This is a genomic window from Chryseobacterium sp. SORGH_AS_0447 (assembly GCF_030818695.1).
GTDB lineage: Bacteria > Bacteroidota > Bacteroidia > Flavobacteriales > Weeksellaceae > Chryseobacterium.
In genome coordinates, this window is the sequence record NZ_JAUTAR010000001.1 from 1854445 (window position 1) to 1872290 (window position 17846).

The 17846-nt window shown below is 38.9% G+C and carries 17 protein-coding genes; 6 read left to right on the forward strand and 11 right to left on the reverse strand.

All coding sequences use genetic code 11. The features are described from left to right. The first annotated feature begins 6 nt into the window (after nucleotides 1–6). The 3 genes from QE422_RS08735 (at nucleotide 7) to QE422_RS08745 (ending at nucleotide 2897) form a co-directional block, all read left to right on the forward strand. The gene (locus tag QE422_RS08735) at nucleotides 7–1104 is read left to right on the forward strand and encodes a calcium:proton antiporter (RefSeq protein ID WP_307456885.1); all 1098 of its coding nucleotides are present in this window, start codon (nucleotides 7–9) and stop codon (nucleotides 1102–1104) included. A 77-nt stretch (nucleotides 1105–1181) separates the two neighbouring features. Continuing rightward, a complete protein-coding gene (locus tag QE422_RS08740) occupies nucleotides 1182–2072 on the forward strand; it encodes a GNAT family N-acetyltransferase (RefSeq protein WP_307456888.1) in 891 nt (296 codons plus the stop codon). A gap of 261 nt (nucleotides 2073–2333) precedes the next feature. After that, nucleotides 2334–2897 carry an NADPH-dependent FMN reductase gene (locus tag QE422_RS08745; protein ID WP_307456891.1) on the forward strand — a complete coding sequence of 188 codons (564 nt, stop codon included), beginning with the start codon at nucleotides 2334–2336 and terminating at the stop codon, nucleotides 2895–2897. 183 nt (nucleotides 2898–3080) lie between these two features. Here QE422_RS08745 and QE422_RS08750 read toward each other — a convergent pair whose 3' ends face one another. The 11 genes from QE422_RS08750 to QE422_RS08800 form a co-directional block, all read right to left on the reverse strand. Further along, nucleotides 3081–3437, reverse strand: a complete 357-nt coding sequence (locus QE422_RS08750; protein WP_307456894.1) for a hypothetical protein — start codon at nucleotides 3435–3437, stop codon at nucleotides 3081–3083. A gap of 50 nt (nucleotides 3438–3487) precedes the next feature. After that, entirely contained in the window at nucleotides 3488–4066 is a 579-nt protein-coding gene (locus QE422_RS08755; protein ID WP_307462311.1) for a HEAT repeat domain-containing protein, read from the reverse strand. Between the two features lie 136 nt (nucleotides 4067–4202). Beyond that, nucleotides 4203–4472 carry a hypothetical protein gene (locus QE422_RS08760; protein ID WP_307456896.1) on the reverse strand — a complete coding sequence of 90 codons (270 nt, stop codon included), beginning with the start codon at nucleotides 4470–4472 and terminating at the stop codon, nucleotides 4203–4205. Nucleotides 4473–4668: 196 nt separating this feature from the next. Then, nucleotides 4669–4962: a hypothetical protein gene (locus QE422_RS08765; protein WP_307456898.1), complete on the reverse strand. Its 294-nt coding sequence runs from the start codon at nucleotides 4960–4962 to the stop codon at nucleotides 4669–4671. Nucleotides 4963–4972: 10 nt separating this feature from the next. Next, nucleotides 4973–5218, reverse strand: coding sequence for a hypothetical protein (locus QE422_RS08770; RefSeq protein WP_307456901.1), 246 nt, complete (start codon nucleotides 5216–5218; stop codon nucleotides 4973–4975). A 333-nt stretch (nucleotides 5219–5551) separates the two neighbouring features. Then, complete coding sequence (locus QE422_RS08775; protein WP_307456904.1) at nucleotides 5552–5782, reverse strand: hypothetical protein; 231 nt, start codon at nucleotides 5780–5782, stop codon at nucleotides 5552–5554. Between the two features lie 223 nt (nucleotides 5783–6005). Beyond that, nucleotides 6006–6584: a hypothetical protein gene (locus QE422_RS08780; protein ID WP_307456906.1), complete on the reverse strand. Its 579-nt coding sequence runs from the start codon at nucleotides 6582–6584 to the stop codon at nucleotides 6006–6008. Between the two features lie 5 nt (nucleotides 6585–6589). Continuing rightward, the gene (locus QE422_RS08785; protein WP_307456908.1) at nucleotides 6590–9679 is read right to left on the reverse strand and encodes a peptidoglycan-binding domain-containing protein; all 3090 of its coding nucleotides are present in this window, start codon (nucleotides 9677–9679) and stop codon (nucleotides 6590–6592) included. Nucleotides 9680–9710: 31 nt separating this feature from the next. Continuing rightward, nucleotides 9711–11180, reverse strand: coding sequence for an ATP-binding protein (locus QE422_RS08790; protein ID WP_307456910.1), 1470 nt, complete (start codon nucleotides 11178–11180; stop codon nucleotides 9711–9713). Nucleotides 11181–11303: 123 nt separating this feature from the next. Next, complete coding sequence (locus tag QE422_RS08795) at nucleotides 11304–12761, reverse strand: contractile injection system tape measure protein (protein WP_307456912.1); 1458 nt, start codon at nucleotides 12759–12761, stop codon at nucleotides 11304–11306. 42 nt (nucleotides 12762–12803) lie between these two features. Continuing rightward, nucleotides 12804–13118 (reverse strand): hypothetical protein, encoded by a 315-nt coding sequence (locus QE422_RS08800; RefSeq protein WP_307456915.1) that lies wholly within the window; start codon nucleotides 13116–13118, stop codon nucleotides 12804–12806. A gap of 591 nt (nucleotides 13119–13709) precedes the next feature. Between QE422_RS08800 and QE422_RS08805 the strand changes: the two genes are divergently transcribed. From QE422_RS08805 to QE422_RS08815, 3 genes are all read left to right on the forward strand, one after another. Continuing rightward, complete coding sequence (locus tag QE422_RS08805) at nucleotides 13710–14288, forward strand: DUF4255 domain-containing protein (RefSeq protein ID WP_307456918.1); 579 nt, start codon at nucleotides 13710–13712, stop codon at nucleotides 14286–14288. A gap of 39 nt (nucleotides 14289–14327) precedes the next feature. After that, nucleotides 14328–16034, forward strand: a complete 1707-nt coding sequence (locus tag QE422_RS08810; RefSeq protein ID WP_307456920.1) for a phage tail sheath C-terminal domain-containing protein — start codon at nucleotides 14328–14330, stop codon at nucleotides 16032–16034. 75 nt (nucleotides 16035–16109) lie between these two features. Further along, nucleotides 16110–17828: a phage tail sheath C-terminal domain-containing protein gene (locus QE422_RS08815; protein WP_307456923.1), complete on the forward strand. Its 1719-nt coding sequence runs from the start codon at nucleotides 16110–16112 to the stop codon at nucleotides 17826–17828. Nucleotides 17829–17846 lie beyond the last annotated feature (18 nt).

Consider the following 17846-nt stretch of genomic DNA (forward strand, 5'->3'; position numbering starts at 1 on the left):
TTCTTTATGAATGAAAAAAAATATATACGGCTGTGGACGGTATTAGTTCCGGTATCGGCCTGGCTCTTTTATTCGGGAAGTGCTGTCTTTTCATCAGGTTATTATTCCGCTATTCTTGCGATACTGCTTCTGGGAAGCGTTCTGGCTGCTGTTTATCACTCGGAAGTTATTGCCGAGCGATTGGGCGAACCGTTCGGGACTCTGCTTCTGGCATTTGCCATTACGGTAATAGAAGTCGGGCTTGTGATTTCAATCATGATGGGAGCAAAAGGTCTTGAAACCATTACCCTCGCCCGCGATACGGTTTTTGCCGCTGTAATGCTTATCCTTACCGGGATTGTCGGAAGCTGCATCATCATCGGATCGCTGCGTTACAGGGAGCAGGTTTTTACTCTGCAGGGCGTAAGTACCGCTTTGATCACTCTTACCGCAGTGGTGGTTTTTGTTCTTATTCTTCCCAATTTTACGGTAAGCCACAGCGGAGGCGAATACACTTCGTTTCAGCTGCTTTTTATCGCCCTGATTTCTTTATCGCTTTATCTGGGTTTCACAATGGTTCAGACGATCAGGCACCGCAGTTTTTTTATCTCCCCACAAAATAAGCTTTTAGCGGATGAACAGCCGCAGGAGCATACCGGAAAAACTTCAGCCGGACAGATGTATCTCAGTATTTTCATGCTGGTTCTATGTCTGGGTATTGTCGTATTACTGGCCAAACTGCTTTCAAAAGATGTGGAACATATAGTCCTCGCAGCAGGAGCTCCGAAATCGATCGTCGGGGTTATCATTGCAGGGATTGTTCTTCTTCCTGAAGGCCTGGCTGCTTTCAGGGCGGCCAGAAACGATCAGATCCAGACCTCACTAAATCTTGCTTTCGGCTCAGCGCTGGCAAGTATCGGACTGAGTATTCCCGCTATTGCCATTATATCCGTGATTACCGGGATAAGGATGACCTTGGGAATCGATGTGAAGTCTACCATCCTTTTGGGGCTTTCGCTTTTCATCATTACGGTGTCTCTTGCGACAGGTAAAACGAATATTATGCAGGGAGTCGTGCTTATAGGAATATTCTTAATTTATCTTTTTATTACCATCGTACCATAAAAAGGGTTGTATTTGTTATTAATTGCCGATATTTAAAAACAGAAATTTAAACCAGGCAGTTTCATCAGACCAACCTTATGATCACAACGGCTATTTTTACGGAAAGGCTTCGGCTGAAAATACTTACGGGTAATGACCATTTATTTATTCTCGAACTTGTTAATACACCCGGCTGGCTCCAGTTTATCGGAGACCGGAATATCAAAACGGAGGAACAGTCGAAGGCCTACATTCAGAAGGTTACCGAAAGTCCTCAGATCCATTACTGGACGGTTACTCCCGCACAGGAGAACAGGGCAATCGGCATTATCACTTTGGTAAAAAGGGAATATCTGGAACATTTCGACATCGGTTTTGCTTTTTTGCCGGATTTTGAAGGGAAAGGTTATGCCGCTGAAGCAACCCGGGCCGTGATGTACTCGGTTCCGGAAATTTCGAAGGATGATAAGATCCTGGCGATTACCACTGAAGAAAATAGTCGGTCTGTAAAGCTGTTGGAAAAACTGAAGTTCTGCTTCGAAAGTGTAATAGAGGCAGGTGGTAAAACCTTATGGCAATATGCTCTGAGCAAGGATCATCTGCTGATCGGAAAATCTGTCCATGACTTTTACCGGATATTTTCAAATACTATTCAACAGCCGGAATTTGACCGGATCTATGAGCTCTGTTCACCATTCGCAAGCATTATCAAAAAGTCCGGTGACAGTGCGGAAATCTATGACCTGAAATCATTTATCGGTCCAAGGAAAAAGAATTTAACCGACGGGACGTTAACGGAATTCAGCGAATGGGAAACTGCCGAAGAAACGAGGGTAGTGGGCAATATCGCCCAGCGCTATTCAACATACCGGAAAAAAGGGATGCTTCAAGGGAAATACTTTGAGGCGTCCGGCCATAAAATGTTTCAGCTGATGAAAGAAAACGGAAGCTGGAAAATCGTGCATGTGATCTGGGAAGATGAAGGGTAGAATATAAAGATAATAGGCTGGAAGAGGGAAGCAGGGTGCTGGAAGTTTTTCGTCAAAATTATGGCTGGAAGTTTTGAATATGCCATCATCTTTTATCTTACGAATGAATTTATTTAAATCTTAATATTTTTTTAGATTCTTATTTCTGAAAATCAATGAATTGCTGTTGAGTTGAAATTATACTACTTCGGTAGCATAAAATTGATTTGGAGGAATTTGTATGGCTTGGTTCTTGAAAGGGTAAAGGTAAATTTACATAGTATGAGCAATCGAATCGGAATTATTGCCGGAAGTCTCCGTAAGGCTTCCTATTCAAAAAAACTGGCCCAGGCCGTTGTTGATCTACAACCGGAAGGTTTTGCATTTGAAATCGTCTCCATTGACAACCTCCCCATCTACAACCAAGATTTTGACGATTTTAATGAAGTACCAGAAGCATACACAGCATTCAGAAATAAGCTGAAAGACATCAAAGGTTTTATCTTCATCACCCCTGAATACAATCGTTCCATCCCGGGTGTCCTTAAGAACGCTGTTGATGTCGGGTCCAGACCATCCGGAGAAAGTGTGTGGGACAATAAGCCGGCAGCCGTTTTCAGCAGTTCGCCGGGAAATATTTCCGCGTTTGGGGCCAATCATCATTTAAGACAATGTTTTGTTTATCTCAACCTTCCTACCATGCAGCAGCCGGAAGTCTACATCGCCAACGTCGCCGAATGGTTTGACGATAACGGAAAAATTAAAAGCGAAGATAGCAAGAAGTTCCTGAAATCGGCCGTTGATGCGTATGCGGAGTGGTTTAATAAACTCCAAGGCGATCAATAACCTAAAACTGAAAGGAAAATCATATTGTCAGGCTGGGAGAGGGAAGTCGGATGCCGGAAGTTTTTCTTATTGCCTCATTGCCAGTTTCTGATAAGCCTCGTCTTTTATGCTACCTTAAAAGAGAGCTTTCACTGCTCTATTAAAAAGAAAATAAAATTAAACCACAACTTCTTATGTTGTGGTTTAATCATTTTGACGATTGTAATGGTAAATGCTTTCTAAAAAGAGCATATATCTTCCGGGTGGAAATTCTCCAAAGGAAAACAGATAGAGTATATCATCTTTTATAAGATAATGAACTTCTAATCCCTCTTCAGATCTATATTTTTCCATGAAACTGTTTTTTACATTAAAATTATTTTCTCTGACGATGGTATCAAAAATTTCACCAGCTAATTCTTTTTTTAAATCTCTTAAGGGATTGTTGTAAAAATCAATTAATCTGATTTTCTGATTTTCAATTTCAAAAATTTCTTTCAGGCATTCTTGTTCATCGCCGTCAAATAATTTTTGTCTGGTTATTTCGTTTTTTCTGATCATTATTAAATAATTTTTTCATCCTCTCTTTTCAAACCAATGCTAATCTTTTACTAGTCGTCATTCTTCACTTTTTCAATATCTTCTATAGCCCGTTTTGCAACAGAGTTTACATAATCATGATTATATAAAGCATCGATCTTTTTCCAGGTATCCAATAAAGTTTTGTCGTTCATGGAGTATAGAGAATCAATAGCAGGTATGAACACAAAATAGTCGTCATCATTAAGAATTAAATAGATGAGTGCTTTCTGAGATTCTCTGCTCGGATAATTCCTTAATTGCTCTGCAATTATTTGTCTTGGCCCTCTGGACTTTTTTTCCTGATATACTTCATTTATTAGTGTTTTAAAAATCTGAGGACTATTGTATTCCTCAAGAGCTTTAAAAGCATGTTTTCTTACAGATTCCTCATCATTTTTTGCCTTTTCAATAATATAGGATATTGCTTTTTCGTTATTTATTTCACCGAGGTTACATACAGCAGTCTCTCTAACCTCTTTAGAATGGTGATTTAAAAAGGGTAGAATTAATTCCAATGCGTTATCAGGATTTAAATCCCCCAGATCATCCAGAGCTTTTTCTATGATTTCAGGGTCTTTGCTTTTAGATTTACTAATATATTGTTTAATTCTTCTGTCATTTAATTATTTAATTTATTCCTCAGGCATTCGCCTTTTGACTAATATTTCTCTGCATTGCCTTTATAAATTCCACATTAATATCTTCTGTAAAGAGTCTATAATTGCTGCCTTTTAAATTGGTGCTTTAAGATTCGAAATAAGAATACCGTATATTATTTTCGCTAAAAAAAATGTCCAGTTCTTCCCAATTTCTAAAGTCATATACATCATCTTTTGAATATGAAGACTCATCATACTGTAACCCTTCAGGGCATTCTTCCCAAGTCAAAATGATTTGTTGATTGTAGAACCAAACTTTTATTACACCGGTATTTTCATTTATTTCATTTTTTTTATAAATATAATGGCAGGTCTGACCTGATTGAATTTTGGATATAAATTTTTCTCTATTCATTTTCTTTATTTTATGCTAAATAGTCTTTTAGCTTTTTCATTAGGAACAATATTTATAATGATCTTTTTCCATTAGGAAGTTTAATATTAATATGTTTCATTTTTGAATGTTTATTTTCTGGCCCATGCCCCTATATTCTTTTTTATAATTATCGCAAATAAAAGAAGTATAATATATTGCTCGGTTATGAAGTAGTTTATTTTTTTTCTAAATTTTGTATGTCATTATTCTTCATGAATTGATACAAGAGTGACAAATAATTATATATTTCACTATTGGAAAATTTTAAATCTTTAAAAATGGGTGAAATGTTTTTAAAATCATAGTTGGGATTATTCATTGCCGATTCCAATGAACTGAATTGGCTTTTTCTTTCTTCTAAACTATAGTTATTACAAAAAAGTGCAACATCCTGTTGATCATATTTAATATCTTTAATATTTGAAGTAGTAATTAGCCTATAAATTATAATAATTAGATCTTTTTTCATAATTTTAATTTTAGAAACCGGTAATATTAATTTTATCAGTATTAATTCCTTTTGCTTTTAATTCAGTTATAACTTGTGAGTTCAATTTTTTTGTTGGCTGATAATGACCACTTTTATTACTTGTTTCCACAACGATACCATCTCTAACTACAAGCTCTCCTGCACCAGCAATAGGTTTTCCACCACCTAAACTCGAATGTTGAAATCTAACCCACGTCCTGAGTTTTAGAAGCAAAAAATTTTCTATTTCATCCATAACAAAAATAGATTTCTCTTCATCACTATGTATCGAACCAGCATCAGAAGTATCATATAGTTTATCATTTATATCTACAATTTCTTCATCTTCAACAAAAGTTCATATTGTTTTTTTGTGATTCTGTTAAATATTATACTTTTCCCCATCCTTCTCCTAATTCCTCTCCAATATAATGCTCAAGAAGTTCTGTTGTTTCATATTTTAGCTCTGTTTGCAGATTGCTTCGTCCAGTAATTTTTTTAATTTTGCGAGATCATTATCAGCCATTACTTTTTCAAGCTTAGCAACCAGTTTATCATCCTTGGCTAATATCCTCGCTTCTTCGAAAGTCTATTTAAATAAAACTAATTCTTCAGGATTTAATCCTATATCGCTTACCAGTTTGGCCAGTTTAAGTTCGGCTACAAAGCTGTCAAATGTAACAATTCCTCTACTAAATAAAATGAGGTTGTCCGAAAAGTTTGGACAACCTCTTTTAAATAGTAATATTTTATTTTTCCTTTTATTACAGGATGAGTCCTCTTTTTTTGCGTCAAGGTCTTCTGCTATTTCGGTTAACATTAGACAGGTTTTTATTATTTTATTAATAGTTTGTAAGTTATTAATAATTAATTTTTAACAGTAAAAAAAAAGAATCCGTCTCACTTGTTAGTTGTGAGATTGACTCTTGTTTTTTTTAGATGTGGTTATTCAAGTATTGAATAAGTGTGTTTAACATAAACTCTTCAAAGTTGAAAACTGCGGAGGGAAGAGTTTTATCTAAATACTTTTACGTTTGTAGATATTAAGAAAAATATTCTTCATCTCTGATTTTCCATTTTTCTATATCTTCTATGGAAATCGCAGGCTCTACAATAATATATTTGTTGAGATAGCGTCCCTCAAAAAAAGTTTTACCTCTTGGTTGTATCAGACTTTTTCTTAGAATTCTTTTTATGATACTTTGTTTATCGGGATCAGTAATATCTTCTTGCGAAAACTCATTGGTCATTTCTTCTGAGAAAGCCCTGATCATTTCATAGTATTCTGTGTATGGTTCCAATGGTTCATCAGGATCAAAATATCTACGGGTAGATACATGATAAGAATAAAAAGGGCGAATGATATAATCTGTCCCTACTTCTAATAATTGAGGCATGAAGACATGCTCTTTTATTTTATGATGTTCATCAATATACTGTAATAAAGCCTCATATAATTGAACATATACTGGGAGGAGTTCAGGGGTAAGTTTGCCATCTAGGAATCTTATTATTTTATCAATACTGCCTTGTATATCAAGATGAGAATATAATGTGCCAAATTCGCTACTCAACATTCTGTCGAGTACTTCTGTTTTATTTAGTTCTTCAAAGTTTTTCATTTTATTTATAGCATATCGATTATTAATATTTTTTTATTTTTCAGTGACCAATGTATGTTAGCTGAATTTTTGTTGATTTTTTTCAAAATATCTTTTGCAATTTCTGTTTGTTCTTTTGATAATAATTCTATTGCGTTTTGTTTCGCTTTCATTACTAATGGATCCGAAAGTACTTCCGTAATCTTTACAGAGCTCTCATCAAAACCTCTAACAATCCAATCAGATCCTCGTTCCGTTACTTCCACTACTTCAATATATTGCCTTAATAAGGGGTTGGAGTCTACTATATTTTTAGCCTCTTCTAACAAGCGTATAGATCTCGGCATAACATCTAATCTATTTTCAAACCATCTTTTCAAGGTCTTGTTTTCTATGGAATGTATCTCAAATAATTGTCCTTCGCTGCCTCTAAAATTACGATCGAAAGTTAAATCATAATCTCCTTTGGAATTTTTAAGTTTTTCTGCAAATTCTATATTTGTGTATGGTGAAAACTCATCCCAATTTCCAGGAAGTCTTTTACCGATTTTATCCAAAAACTCTATTTTTAAAGCATCTTTTATTTTCTGTATTTCTGTCGCTTCTTCAAAAGCTTTCCTAAGCAAAGATAATTCTTCAGGTGATAAATTTTCTATTTCTTTGATCATTTTTATTTTTTGTATCTGCAGCAAAAATTTTTCAAAGGTTAGTGTACCCTTTTGTATATATTGGCGGGCAAGTTGTATTAGCCGTGGTAGATTTTTAGGGCTTATTCCTATATTTATTGTGAAAAGATCTTTTTTAGTCCTATCTAATGATACTTTTATTTCAGCTTTGAGTTCTGTTTGTTTTACAGTGTTTTGTTGTATTTTGTTTTCAAGGGCTCCAATTTTTGCTAAATCTTTTTCTAATGCTTTTATTACTTTCTCCTGAGTTTGAGGATTTAATTTTGCTTCATCAAGTATTTTTCTGGTTTGAACAATATCACTAGTTTCTTCGAAAATTCTGCCTGCTTTTACCAGTATCTTTGATATTTTCGCAACAGCAGCAGCGTCTAAAACTGAACCAACCACTGAAATAATCAGCCAAACGGCACTTGGTTCATCTTCAGAAATATTTACATGATAAGCCGCCAATTGGGTGCGGTATGCTTCAATTTCTTCATACGTCAGGTAAGCGCTTAAAGCAAAATTTCCAGCAGCTAGGAGTACTGCGACCGTCCCTGTACCGAATGTAAGTAATCCTAATGCAACTGCCAAAACTCCTATTAATAGTCCTTCTACAAGATGTTTGGTATTTTCTGCGCTTTGTTTATCGCCTATTATTAAATCAAAAATACTGTCTTTGGTTATTCCTTGTTGCTCTTTCGATTTTTCAAGTAAACTTGCATAGCCGTAAATAGAGATGCCTTGATTGGTACGTAAATCTGTTATGATTTTTGTAATATTTATTTCCTGATCGCTGATATATTTTTCAAGGAAATCACGAAGCTGTTGTTTAGTCTCTATGTGTGCAAAATTTTCTTTATCGAATCCATTATCTTCAACAAGAGGAATTACAGATGATAATCCTTTAATTGCTTCATTACCTTCCGCTTTTTTATTTGCAGCACGGACCTCCATTTTTGCTCTAAAACTTTTATCCTCCGAATTTGAAAACTTATCAAAAAAGATAGGTCTGGTTTTTTCTGATTCCTCATAAGCCTTCTTGGCTTTTGAAGCTTTTATTTTTTCCAATAATTTCGTTAAGAAAGCATCGTCAAATAATTTGCTTTTCCCTTCAAAAAGAACATGCTTATATTTCATCAGTGCATCTTCTGCAATGTGAACTGTTTTTTTGCGGAAAGAAAGCTCATATCTTTCTAAATAATTTTTAAATTCAGGAATACCTCCATTAAATCCATTAGCAATTAAATCGTTAGTAAGTTTTTTCTTTGCCGGCTCATACTCCTTACTTTCATTAACTACAGGAATACCTGCACTAGACGTATTTGTAATGGTTGGAGATAATTTAGTAAAATCTATATATTGTATATACAATTCCTCCAAACCATATAACTTGGTTTTTACACTTTCTAATTCATCCTGTTCTTTATTTTTTGTATTCCTTTCTTCAATGTAGTTTCTAAGCGATGCTTCAAGAACTTTTAAATCCGTCGTTTCCTGCGAAACTTTACTTTGATAATCAGCTATTTCTACATCTGATAGCTGCCTCAGCAGATCAAGGATGCGCATGCTTTGAATACTGTTTGCAGTGCTTAAGGTGTCTTTTATAAATTGTTTTTTAGCTGAAGACAGCGTTTCTGCTCCTTTTTCTTCGTCTTTTCTGTTTATTATAAATTTTTTAATGGATTTTCTTAATTCACTCGGGCTCGATTTTGCAGGACCCTCTTTGTAATAGATCTTTGCCCATTGTTCATCCGTAATTCCCAGTTGCTTTTTTAGGGTAGCAATGCTTACTGTACAGTATGTTTCTTTTCCTATATAATTTTTATAAGAATAGGTACCAATATCCCATTTACGGTCTACAATCTTCCCGAAAATTTCAATATCTAAAAATTCAAAAAATTCCTGATTGCTTTTGATGCTCATCGGAACAATTCCGACACTTAATTTTATCGTCCCATCCGGCGGGTCAGCAGCTGGAAGTAGGGTTATCTGTTTTTTCTGAGAGGTTGTTTCAGTCTTCTTATCATCTTCCCGATCCCCCGATTTCCCCAGGACCTCATCCATTTTCAGCAAAGTCCCCGAATCCAGGGTTCCGGATGCTTTAATACCGTGATCGCTCTGAAAGCGCATGAGCTCGGTCCGGGTTTTATTCCAGAAGAGTGAGCCGCTTTCGGGAGCTTTGTACCCCAATTTATTGAGTGCTTGATGAAGGGCGGATACGTGCAGCCCGTTTTCGGAAAACTGCATTCTGGATAAGCCTCTTTCTATTTTGTTGAAGGCCCTGTTTTTAAACGGGGCATAGGTTATTTGGGTAACTTCGGTATTGGTGAGGGAAATTCTGGCATCCTGGTTGGTAATCGGCTCGTATTTCTTCTCCTCCTCTTCATGGAAGTTTTCTGCTTCGAACCGTTTGGCCCTGGGCGCAAAAGTTTTATGGTGTCTGCTCATATTTTTTAAGTGTTGGTGATGGTTATTGTTTTTACCCTGAATTTCTTACAAACGGACTGAGACGGGACTGGTTTTTCCCGAAAGCCTTTTCATTTTCGATCATCAGATAAGGGCTCAGTAAAGAATGGGTAATGATGGTTTCGTTAAGGTCGTGCAATGCAATGGCAGCATTTTTCATGATGTTGCGGATATTGGCGCCGGTGTAGGAATATTCTTTGGTGATATGTTTCAGAAGGTCATCACTTTCAAAGGTTACATTTTTCGGCAGGTAATGCTTCCAGAGGTTTTCCCGGGTTGTTTCCGAAGGCCTGATCACGTTGATGGAAACATCGATACGCCGTTTGAAAGCATCATCCATATTGTTTTCAAAATTGGAGGCGAGAATGGTTAATCCGTCAAATTTTTCAATCCGCTGAAGCAGATAGGAAACTTCCTGGTTGGCATACCGGTCGTGAGCATCTTTCACATCGGAACGTTTTCCAAACAGGGCATCCGCTTCGTCGAAAAACAGCATACAGTTTTTGCCCTGAAGGCGGTTGAACAGCACTTCAAGATTTTTCTCCGTTTCCCCGATGTATTTGCTGACCACCTGAGACAGGTCCACATGGTACATATCAATACCATACGTATTGGCCAGAATTCCGGCCAGCATGGTTTTCCCTGTTCCCGGTGCGCCGTAAAACAGCGCGATAAAACCCGGTTTAAAGCTGTGTTCCTTACCTTTTCCTTGGAAAAAGCCGTTTTCCAGGGCTTTAATATAATGCCCGATCGGCTTTATCTGCTCCCGGACCGTATGTTCAAGAATAATATCATCCATCGTCAGATCCGACTGGTAAAGCTTTCCGGGAAAATAAGAACCGTGATCCAGCTGTGGTTTCTTTCCGGAAAGGAAATAATTTAAATAAGCCGTATCCAGCTCAATTTTTCCGTGGATAAACTCTGTTGAGGAGCGGTTGTACACAATATCGTTTTGCAGGAGAACACTGCCCGTGATCAGTTGTTCACTGTAATATGACCATAAGGAAAGATCTTTACCGGCAAGCAGGAAAAGAGCGGTCTGGAATGTAGGCTTGAAACTCCTGCTTACCTTATTATATTCACCGCCTGCCTCAATTGCAAAAGCATTACTGCTTTCTTCGATCTGAACAAAGGTCTTCAGGATGGATGGATAATGAGAAGAAGCGATACCCAATGCTAAAATAACACGGTCTATCGCGGTAAGCTGATGGGTCTGCACCGTAATCGAATAGGGTGATCCGTCATCCGCTTTTGGAGGTTCTGGTATTTTATGGTCAGTGCCTGCCTCTGTTATTTCTTCCGAAAACAATTCTCTGCACCGGATATCAATAAGCTGCTGCAGCCATTTCATTTCGTCATTCAAAGCAGTATGGTTGATGCCGGATTGAAAGAGAAAGTCCGTTTTTTCTGTTTTTTCACGTCCTTTTGCTTTTATCGGAGATTCTTGCTGATGTTTTTCCATCAAAGAAATGGGAGATTTCATAATTTTATTTTGAATTGATATTATTGGAGTAAATAAGCAGGTATCTTGAATAAGTAACAATGAATGATTGTTTTCGGGATTACCATTATTGGAGATTCCGGTAAAACAAACCTTTAACCATTGCTACCAGTTCACATACATAAACTTTTCCTTCCAGGGCAGCTTCACCAGGCCGATGCCCCAGGCCAGCTTATCCAGCAGGATATCCTGGGTTTTCCGCTCTACGGTGAGGGTATAATCATAGTCGGTGACGGCCAGTTTGCCTGGACGCTGGAAAAACTCGTTCTGTAATAATTCAATGGAAGAATTCTTCATCGGGCTCCAGTTGTGGCAGATGCTTTCAATAACGATTTTCGCCTCGATCTTATGTTTTCGCGACAGCTTAACATGCCGGTTGATGGTTTGGTGAAGCGGAATATTACACAGGAATTTCTCAAAAACCATGTCGTATTCAGGAGCGTTTGTCTTTCCGGTAGCAATATAGTGCAGCAGATGAGCACCCAACTCGGGATCAAGCAGTTGCTGGTTTTTCGGATCCAGGAGGCCGCAGTGCTGAAAAAAGGTTTTGATAAACGGATGGATCAGGATAAGCCCGGCATGTTGAATATATTGCCCTTCGTCAGGTATTGCTTCTTCATTTGCTATCGGATTTTTCTGATGAATTGTTTCTAAAAAAGATTTTGCATGTTCCGGAACATCCGGCTGTTGACCTTCCAAGCTTCTATTAATTCCGTTTTCAATATCTTCTTTTTTAATAGAGGGAAATATTTTAGGAATAGCTGCCTTAAACCGGGGGCTGTTTCTCTCCTGTAATTCCGGGAAGGTTCCTGTCTTTACGGTTTGCTCTAAAACATATTCTCGGAGACTGCTTTGTGAAACATTTGCGGCATATTTTGACAATACATCCAATATCAGTCGCCAGATAATCATCCGGTCCGGAAAAGTAAACTTCGAGATAGAAATGATCATATCGTCCTTGAGGCTTATTTCCAATTTCCTGTTCTTGACAATCTCCCGGCACAATTGTACAAGCTGAAGATCCGAAAGCTGATGGATCATCCGGTCCTGGATATATTGCTTACCCAAAACAGGGATTATATATTTCGGGAAACTGTCAGCTGCAATAAGGGTTTCAAATACCGCAGGCTCCAGAAAACGGATGCCCTTTTTACCCGGATTCCACCAGGGCATCGATCCGTGTTCGAGAAAATAAAGAAAGGTCTGGATCATCTTTTCCTGATTTCCTACCAGATAAGCTTCAACACTATTTTCTGTTTCTTGTTCCGAACTTAAAAGCGGACTGGTAACCCCAGCCAGTTCTTCCTTGAAATACCGGACAATCATATCTTTTAATTCCGCGTTCAAAGAACTGTTTTTTATCTCCAGATTCAGTTCCAGTTTAGGAATCTGCAAGGTCTGCCCTGAGAATTTGTGTTCCAGGGCTTCAATGTGCTTTTCTATTTCCGGAAAAACGTCAATAGACAAAAAGCTGCTGATATCTTCTTTGATACCATAGGCTTTTTCTTTGTTGTTCACGGTAATTTCAACAAAAACTTTCTGAATGATATGATCCTGATTCACATGAAATAGATTTGATTATACAATGGCAAATATGGCAGACTTTTAATTGAACTCTCCACCCCAGAATCCGGCAGGGCAAAGGCTGGATCTCGATTTCTGCTTGGCACTCAGTCTGCATCCGCAACCACGGATAAAGCCTTCTTTCGGAGCATTCAGTACCTCCATCGTTTGGGGGTTGATCCATTTCTGGGTATCGCAGTTGTTGCCGTTTTTCAGAGGGCAGGCATTGCAGATTTCCTCTCTTACGGCAAAGACATATTCCTCGTTTTGATCCGCCAGTCCCAGTTTTGAGCGAAGTTCGTTGAAATGGCCGCCGATGATCTCATTGCGCTGGCCGAAAATTTTTTTAATATTCATTGGATTAGGTTTTAAATTGATGGGGTCAAAATTAGAAGAAGAAAATCCGTTTTACGAATGATCAGGCGTCTCTGTTCAGTCTTTGCAGTAAGAGAAATTTAGAACCTGCGCGAATCAGCTGAAATAAGAATTTCTGAAGATTGGGGGTATTATGAAGAAGCAGATCCAAAATTAAATCTGCGAAGTCTTTTCAAATAAAGATCTTATCCAGTCCTTTAAAAAATAAAAAGAGCCGGGTAAGGGAATAGGGTTTTGGATATTTAAATAGTAACGATAAAACTTCCGGTCTGTGGCTTCTTTTTCCGTCTGATTAAACACATTTAACTTCGGTCGGGTAACAATAAAATTAAACCCGATCAGCCTGCCTGAATCTACTGCATCCCATACTGTGCTCGTGCTTTTTTATTTTTAATATTTTATGGGGATAAATTAGAATGTTGATTATCAGATTTTTGATTTGGTGTTTTGGTTTTGTTTTAAAGAAAAATAAAAATCTCATTTACTGCAAAGACAGGTTTGGGCCCCTGAAATATTTGTCTTTTGACGAAGGGGAATTGTATGTTTGCACCATAATACTAAAGAACAAAAATTATGATAAACAAAGTATTGAACGTTTTAAAAGACAAGCTGAATAGTGCGGCTGTTATAGCGGATACTGTGGTTGTTGCAGATGTTGCAAAACATGATGACGGCACTTCAGGACTCAGCGATAAGGTAATCATTACCCTGCTAAATGTTCAGGAAGAATCTACCTTGAAAAATGCTCCGAGATACAATAAGACAAGAACAGGTACAACGCCGCCTGTATATCAAATGAAGATGGAAAGCGATCCTGCCTACGTCAATCTGTACGTGATGATCTCGGCCAACAGAACGTCTTATGAAGGTGCTTTAGTAAGTATTTCGAAAGTGATTGAAGTTATTCAGGCCAGTAATGTATCCCAATATGTAGATCCGGGAAATGACCGAAGTAAAGATTTCAGCTTCAGGGCCGAAATGCATTCGGTTCCCTTTGAGCAGCTGAGTTACGTCTGGGGGCTGTTGGGTGGCAAAGTAATGCCTTCTGTCCTGTACAAAATAAGTGTCATCAAAATTGCGGCTGTAGATTCTGTTGATGTTGCATTGATAGACGAGGTTGATGTAAAAAGTATTGCCGTTGATCAGCAGTAAAAATAAAAACGAATAACCCTTTAATTTAAATTTTAAAACATGCCAAATCCAACTACTCCGGGCGTTTCTATCCAGGAAAACGCAAGGCTCCCATATTCGGTTTCGTTAGCAGAATCAGCTGTACCGGCCTTTATCGGGTATACCGAGCTACAGCCTGCCAACTATACCAAACCCCTTAAAATCAGCTCCCTTTTAGAATACGAACAATACTTTGGGAAAACAAAAAAAGAAAAGATCCGTCTGAAGGACACGAAAGAAGGAGTAATCCTTGTCGTACCGCAGGTACAGTTCCAGATGTATTATGCCCTTCAGATGTATTTCGCCAATGGCGGCGGGCCGTGCTATATTGTTTCGGCCGGAACATACAGTTCCGCTTCTTCAGGAGTACAGAGATCTGCTTTGGAAACGGGATTGAATATGATCAGTACAATAGAACAACCGATCCTTATTGTTTTTCCTGATGCCGTTTTGCTGGCTGACCAAAACGATTTTTATGAACTTTATAACCAGGCCATCGCTATTGCCGGTGATGAGACCAAAAACAGATTTGCCTTATTGGATACCTACTACGGAAATTCCGTTACGAAATCCGATAACAAGAATACGGTAGAACAGTTCAGAAGCAATATAAATCCGACTGCTGCTAATGCTTCACACGCGGCTGTTTATTTTCCGCATCTGGAAACGGTATTGAATTATGCTTTTGATGAAACTCAGACGCCGATAACGCATACAGGCCTGCAGGAGCCGGGACAGAGCAGCACCATTTTCTATGCAAATGAAATTACCGCTATAGACCGGTTAAAAAGCCTGGCAGTCGACGAAATCTCAAGCGGATCCGAAAATGCTTTTGTACTCGCCGATTTACTGGATCAGGCCATCGCCATTGCAGAAAAGGTAAAGGAAACCGCTGATGTAAAAACGGAGTTGGCAGCCAAAATCAATAATGCCAAAGATCTTTCAGGCGACCTGTATGATGGAATTATCTATGATTTTGATGAAAACACGCCGCTTTTGAACGGAGAATTTGAGGCTTTGAAAACAGCCATTCTCAATGCAAAAGACGAAAAAGGAGACGCAGACGGCATCCTTCTTAAAGATCTGGAATCCTCTCATTCCGCATTGTTCAGTCAGGTAAAAGAAGCCATCCGGTCTTTAAAAGTGGTTTTGCCTCCATCTTCAGCAATTGCCGGTGTATATGGAAGAGTAGACCGTACAAAGGGACCGTGGAAAGCTCCCGCAAACGTAAGCCTTAATTATGTAACTGCCCCTACGGAGAAAATTTCGGATCAGGAACAATCGGATCTCAACATCCATACTTCCGGGAAATCCATCAACGCAATCCGTATGTTTACAGGAAAAGGAAATCTGGTCTGGGGCGCGAGAACGCTCTCCGGAAAAGACAAAAGAGAGGATGGAAAGGACAATGAATGGAAATACATCCAGGTTCGCCGTTACTATGATATGATCCGGTATGCGCTGAGCAAAGTGCTTAGGGAAAACTTCATCAACGAGCCCAATATTTCCTTCACATGGCTTCATGCCAAAACAACGGTAGAAAATTTTCTGAACCAGCAGTGGAAAGAAGGTGCTTTAGCCGGCAGCACTCCGGAAGAAGCCTATCATGTGGAAGTAAAAGGCGATGAAACCAAACCGAAAAGCATGAATGTAACCGTAAAAGTCGCTTTGGTACGCCCGGCAGAATTCATTGTCCTGAATTTCTCCCATCAGTTACAACAATCTTAAAAAACAAATCCGTTTCGGATACCCATTCGAAGTGCGCTTCGAAGAATAATTAATATTAACTTTAAATTTTAACAAATGAATTACAAAACCCCTGGAGTCTATGTGGAGGAGCAGACCAAATTTCCGCCTTCCGTAGCACAAGTTGAAACGGCAATTCCTGCTTTTGTCGGATATACAGCAAAAGGGCCTGCGAAACCGACGAGAATTTCTTCGTTGCTGGAGTATGAAAATCTTTTCGGAAAAGCCAGTCAGGAAAACTTCGCTGTAGATTTCAAAGACGGTGTTGCTGCTGCAACTCAGATAAACGTCAGCGATTATAAAATGTATTACGCCATGCAGATGTATTTTGCCAATGGCGGCGGACCCTGCTACATTGTTTCTGTAGGAAATTATACAGATCCGGTAATTACGGATTCTAATAATACGGATAAAACTCTGTCGAAAGGACTTGAATTATTGAAGAAAGAAGACGAGCCTACACTGATCGTTTTCCCGGATCTTCAGAGTATGGTTACTAATGCTGATGACGTTACTGCTGCCAATGCTTTAGAGACGGTTGCATTAAATAATAAAACCGTAGCTACCGATGCTCAGGCTGCTGCCCAGGCTGTATCCGCTGCTGTTACAGGTGCCGATGCGGGGGCTGCTGCCAACGCTGCGGTTGCAAAAGCCAACACGTATACGGTTACCGAAACCAGTACAGTTTCGCAGATTGCTTCCAGACAAGCAGCTCAGGCTGTTGCGGCGGCCGCCCAGACGGCAGCCGGTATTGCAAATGCTACAGCTGCTACCGTAAAAACGGCAGCTCAGGCAGCGGCGTCTGTTTATGACAAATATGTTACCACTGCTGCAAAAAAAGTTACTGCGGCTACCGCTGCTAAAAGTGCGGCTACAATCAGATTATCTTCTAATGCTATCGGGCAGGCTTACTCGGTATACAACAGCGCTTTAAGCCAGGCAGAGTCCATGAAAGACCGGTTTGTCATTCTGGATGTCTTAGGAGACGAAGCTACTTTCAGGGAAAGAGTATTCGGATCCGGTTTGAAATACGGTGCAGCCTATTACCCGAAATTAAAAACGGTTTTAAGCTTTGAAATCGATGAGGCTGAAGTGTTGGCAACCGGTGCATTCGGTATTGCAAGTTTAGCAGTATTAAAATCAACCAATTCAGATTTGTATAATCAGGCTAAAAATGCTATTGCCGCAAAACAGGTGATCATGGCCCCGTCATCAGCCATCGCCGGTATTTATGCCAAAGTAGACAGCACCTCCGGAGTATTTAAAGCACCGGCTAATGTTGGACTTAATTATGTAATCGCGCCAACGGAAAAAATTTCCCAGGAAAGACAGGATGGCCTTAATGTAGATGCCACCGCCGGAAAATCCATCAATGCGATCAGGACTTTTACAGGAAAAGGAACATTGGTTTGGGGGGCAAGAACGCTGGACGGCAACAGCAACGAGTGGAGATATGTATCGGTAAGACGTTTCTTCAATATGGTGGAAGAATCCGTAAAGAAATCCACCGAGCGTTTCGTTTTCGAGCCTAACACAGCCAACACTTGGGTTCGTGTACAGACCATGATCGAAAATTTCCTCAACCAGCAATGGAGAGAAGGTGCTTTGGCCGGAAGCAAGCCTGAAGATGCTTATTACGTAAGCGTAGGCCTGAACAAAACCATGTCTGCACAGGATATCCTGGAAGGAAGAATGATTATCGAGGTCGGAATGGCTGCGGTACGTCCGGCAGAATTTATCGTGCTTCGCTTCTCTCACAAATTGCAGGAAGCTTAAGCTTTAAACTTAAAATAA